Annotated in this window: 4 protein-coding genes and 2 pseudogenes; 1 reads left to right on the forward strand and 5 read right to left on the reverse strand. The window is 58.6% G+C overall.

Annotated elements, in window-relative coordinates; translation table 11 throughout:
• Window positions 1–447 precede the first annotated feature (447 nt).
• Window positions 448–951: a hypothetical protein gene (locus NCT32_RS36405; protein WP_143756345.1), complete on the forward strand. Its 504-nt coding sequence runs from the start codon at window positions 448–450 to the stop codon at window positions 949–951.
• Window positions 952–1,261: 310 nt separating this feature from the next.
• On the opposite strand, the pseudogene NCT32_RS36410 reads toward NCT32_RS36405, so the two are convergent.
• The 5 genes and pseudogenes from NCT32_RS36410 to NCT32_RS36430 form a co-directional block, all read right to left on the reverse strand.
• A pseudogene (locus NCT32_RS36410) lies at window positions 1,262–1,595 on the reverse strand (integrase core domain-containing protein); the annotation flags it as partial.
• Entirely contained in the window at window positions 1,529–2,053 is a 525-nt protein-coding gene (locus NCT32_RS36415) for a group II intron maturase-specific domain-containing protein (RefSeq protein WP_284508640.1), read from the reverse strand. The gene NCT32_RS36415 and the pseudogene NCT32_RS36410, both read right to left, overlap by 67 nt.
• 231 nt (window positions 2,054–2,284) lie before the next feature.
• Window positions 2,285–2,584 carry a reverse transcriptase domain-containing protein gene (locus NCT32_RS36420; protein WP_250491501.1) on the reverse strand — a complete coding sequence of 100 codons (300 nt, stop codon included), beginning with the start codon at window positions 2,582–2,584 and terminating at the stop codon, window positions 2,285–2,287.
• Window positions 2,585–2,823: 239 nt separating this feature from the next.
• Window positions 2,824–3,777: an IS5 family transposase gene (locus tag NCT32_RS36425; protein ID WP_061118574.1), complete on the reverse strand. Its 954-nt coding sequence runs from the start codon at window positions 3,775–3,777 to the stop codon at window positions 2,824–2,826.
• A 48-nt stretch (window positions 3,778–3,825) separates the two neighbouring features.
• Window positions 3,826–4,178 (reverse strand): annotated as a pseudogene (locus tag NCT32_RS36430) (C4-dicarboxylate ABC transporter substrate-binding protein); the annotation flags it as partial.

A 4,178-nucleotide genomic window follows, 5' to 3' on the forward strand; every position in this document is an offset into this window, starting at 1 on the left:
CGATGCGACATTCTCGGCACAGATTCCCGATGGACTGCAAAAAGTCGCGTTCGCAGCGCAGCTTCCGCGCGCGTCGCTCGCGGCTCGCCAGTCGTCTGCAAAAAAGGGAGCCAAATGATGAAAACAGGGTCGTGGGACCGTGCCATTACGGCATTGGTCGGCGCAGTGTTCGCGCTGGGGCTGATCAACCAAGCGGATGCACGAGGCGAGAGAGGCGGTGGCGCCCGTGCTGGTGGCGCTGACGGTGGCGGCGAAGGCGGCTATTCACGTGGCGGGGCAGCGTCGGCTGGAGGGCTCTCTTCCGGCGGCACAACCGCTGCCCAAGGCGGTTCACGATCTGGCGGCGGCCGGCAGGGAACGGCCCAACAGAGGCAGGCCTCACGACAAGGCAACACAACTTCTACTTCAAGTGCGAATCAGAGCGCGCGCCAGAGTTCGGCGAGCTCCATGCAGGCAACTTCCGCCCAGAACCAGGCGAACCGACAGCAGAGCACGAGCGAGAACCAGGCCCAGCGCCAAGCTGCGTCGAGCCAGAACCAGAGCGCACGACAGACCGCGGCGGCCCAAACGACCAGCCAAAACCAGAGCACGCGTCAATCCACCGCGAAGGAGATGCAGAACACGCGTGCTACGAACGTGAGCAACGTACAGAACAACTACTCGGGCGGTTGCTACGACTGCAACTCGGACTGGGACGGCGGTTCTGCGGCGGCCGGATTTGTGGCCGGCGCAATGGTGGTCGGTGCGGCCGCTGCCGCCACCACACCGCCACCGGCAACCACCACCGTCGTTGCTGCACCACCGCCTGGGCCTGTCACGCCGCCGTGCAATGTCGCCCCCATCGCCGTTCAGGACGTGCCGTATTATAAGTGTGGCGCGGCTTGGTACGCGACGGGATACGGAAGCGGCGGCGTGGTGTACACGCAAGTTCCGCCACCGCCCGGATACTGATCGCGGTCGCCGCGCGGCGCGGCCTGCGGTTGACCGTTAGCCGGGGCGGAGCCGACGCTCGGAATGTCAGCATGATAGCCGGCCGGATTTGCGGCCGGCGCAATGGTGGTCGGTGCGGCCGCTGCCGCTGCCGCTACTACACCGTCACCGGCAACCACCACCGTCGTCGCTGCACCACCGCCTGGGCCAGCGCGCCGCCGTGCAATGTCGCCCCCGTCGCCGTTCAGGACGTGCCGTATTATAAGTGTGGCGCGACTTGGTACGCGACGGGTGAAGCGCACCGGGAATCTCGGAGACGGTTTTGCTGGAGTTACGCTGCCATCGGCATTCCAGCGATTTGCTCATAGTAGCGGGCTTCTGCTTCGGCCGGTGGGATGTTGCCGATCGGCTCAAGCAGGCGTCGGTGATTAAACCAATCCACCCATTCAAGCGTGGCGAGTTCAACCGCCTGCACGTTGCGCCATGGTCCGCGACGGTGAATAACTTCTGCCTTGTAGAGGCCGTTGATCGTTTCGGCGAGGGCGTTATCGTAATGAATCTCCGACGCTGCCGACTGACGGTTCGATCCCTGCTTCGGCTAGCCGATCCGTATACCGAATTGAAACGTATTGCGACCCGCGGCGGTCCGAATGATGTACCAAACGGTTACTTTCGGCTGGTCGGCATAGCGCGACTCGATGGTGTTGCGTGTCTCCTCGCGCAGGATGTACGGATTTTCCGACGGCGTACGCCACCTAAATTGGCACTTCCGACTGGTAACAAGACGCCGAAGCGCCACCGTCCCATACCAACCTCGACTGTTCTGGCCTTGTAGCACCCAGGTTTTAGTCTGGCCTGGCTCTGGTGCCCGAATGTATTCGCGCATCAGCGACCGGAACCCGCGCCGATACCTGCACGCAAGCCAGTAAACGAATTTCCAGAAGACCGCGCGGTCGAGTTTTCTAAACGTGGTGGCCGTAAAGTCGGTGAATTGATAGAAGGCGGCCCAGCCGGCAATTTGTCGATTCAGGCTTTCCATCAGGTCCATCCGATTCATGCCATAGTTGCCTGACAGTTGCTTGACGAGCCTCGCGGCAAAGCCCTGATACTTCTCCCGTGACATGGGTCTTCTCCATATTCAGCGTGAGCTTCAGTTCGCCTTCGAGAAACCCACCGCATGCTTCACGTACTGCTTCGGCATGTTCGCGAGTCCCCTTGACCACAATCACAAAGTCATCTACATATCGGCAGTAGGCAACAGCAGGTTTCCACTGCCGGTTTTCTCTTACAGTAATGGGGCGCTGTTTGAGAATAGCGAAGTTCCACGCCCACCGATCCTTCCGTACCTTCTTGCTCAGGTAGTTCCTTTCCATCCACGCATCGATTCGTGCAACATGATGTTGGATAACAGGGGTGAGATGACACCGCCCTGAGGAACGCCTTCACTCGCAGCACGAAACAGATCGCGATCGACGCACCCGGCCTTGATGAACTTCCGGAGCAAGGCAAGAAAGCGCTGATCGGCAATCCGCTTGCGGATTCCCTTCAGAAGAACACGATGATGAACGGTGTCGAAGTAGCTGGCAAGGTCGCCCTCGATGATCCAGCGACCTGAGACACTGTGTTCGCCGCCGTCTTGTAGCTGAAGTTTCACCGTGCGAATCGCGTGACGCTGCCAAAAGCATCATGTCGATGGCGTGGAAAGATCGCGCGTGGGCGCCGTCCCTCTAACCCTTAGGGACGCTCTGCATTACACGGTTTCAGATGCCTGCGCACCATGTAGGCGTTGGCGCAGTATCTTAGCTGGCTTGGTCCGTCAACGGCAGAGGTGATGGGCCCACACTTTGTGCCCTCATCGAGAGTGCGTGAGCGCGTTCGAGCTGCGGTGTTCTTTTATGCTTTGCATAGCGCCTTGCGCATCATCCATAAATTGCCCAAAGCAAATAATGTCGTGATCTGAGCCGTGTTCTTCGCTAGCCCCCGGTATCGGGTCTTCAAATAACCAAACTGTCGCTTGAGAATTCGAAACGGATGTTCGACCTTTGCACGAATGCCGGCCTTCAGTCGTTCGATCTTGTCGTATATCGCATCGAGCGGATCCTTCAAGTTCAATTTCCTTCGCTTGCTGCGCCGCATCGAGACATGCCATCGAGCCGAGCCCGTTTGCTGACGTTTCTCGATGCCCTGGTATCCGGCGTCAGCGTAAACATCCGTTTCTTCACCGTGCAACAGCGCAACGGCCACATTGATGTCGTGGTCATTAGCCGCCGTGCCGATGACCGTGTGAACGAGGCCTGATTCTGCGTCCACGCCTATATGCGCCTTCATGTCGAAGTACCAATTCCTGCCTTTCTGGGTCGACTGCATCTCCGGGTCACGTGTGCCAGAGCCGTTCTTGGTCGAACTGGGCGCTGCGATCAGCGTAGCATCGACAGCCGAACCCGCCTTAAGCATCAATCCCTTTCCGTTCAAGATTTCATTGACGACCGAAAGAATCTGCGCAGCGATGCCATGCGTTTCGAGCAGATGCCGAAACCGCAAGATAGTCGTTTCGTCCGGAAGACGGGTCATCGCTCCATCGAGGCCTGCGAATTCGCGATACAGCGGGATATCATAGAGGGCTTCTTCCATCGCTGGATCCGACAGACCGAACCATTGTTGGAGGAAGTGAATTTGCAACATCGTCGCCACCGGAAATGGCGGGCGACCGGTTTTCCCCTTTGGATAATGTGGCTCGATCAATGCAATCAGCCTTGACCATGGCACCACTCGTCTCATTTCGTCCAGGAACTCCCGCTTACGCGTGCGCTTGGTCGAGAGGTCCAAGCCGAGATGAAGTTGCGTCATCGTGGTGCATCCGAGTCGTTGGTTTTCTAATAGTACTCCTCACCCTCACTATAAGCAGGAGTTTTGCAGAGTTTCCTTAGCTCTCTGCGCCACATGCGCTATCCGGTCCCGCACAACCCCGATCGCCTGTTTCAGAGCATAGACATCCTGGAAATATCGATAGGGAATCCGTATCCGGCTCACGTTCGCGTCGATGCTCTCGATCTCGTCGCTCCATTGCTCAATTTGCGAGCGGGTCGGCCCGGTGCTGTTCCACACTTCATCTTCTAGTGCTTTGATCTCGCGATACCAAACCACGAGCCGCTTTCTCATCCGAGTCTCGACCATGCGCGGCAATGCCTGAAGCAGACCGATGAGGAGCGCCGCGAACGGCACGAGGATCAACAGCCGTCGTTCGATCA

Origin of the sequence: Caballeronia sp. INML2, from assembly GCF_023631365.1 — a bacterium.
Classification (GTDB): Bacteria; Pseudomonadota; Gammaproteobacteria; order Burkholderiales; family Burkholderiaceae; genus Caballeronia; species Caballeronia turbans.

Excerpts from the sequence above, each read along its gene's own strand:
- NCT32_RS36415 (WP_284508640.1), bottom strand. The coding sequence starts at position 2,053 with ATGTCACGGGAGAAGTATCAGGGCTTTGCCGCGAGGCTCGTCAAGCAA.
- NCT32_RS36425 (WP_061118574.1), bottom strand. The coding sequence starts at position 3,777 with ATGACGCAACTTCATCTCGGCTTGGACCTCTCGACCAAGCGCACGCGT.
- NCT32_RS36405 (WP_143756345.1), top strand. The coding sequence starts at position 448 with ATGCAGGCAACTTCCGCCCAGAACCAGGCGAACCGACAGCAGAGCACG.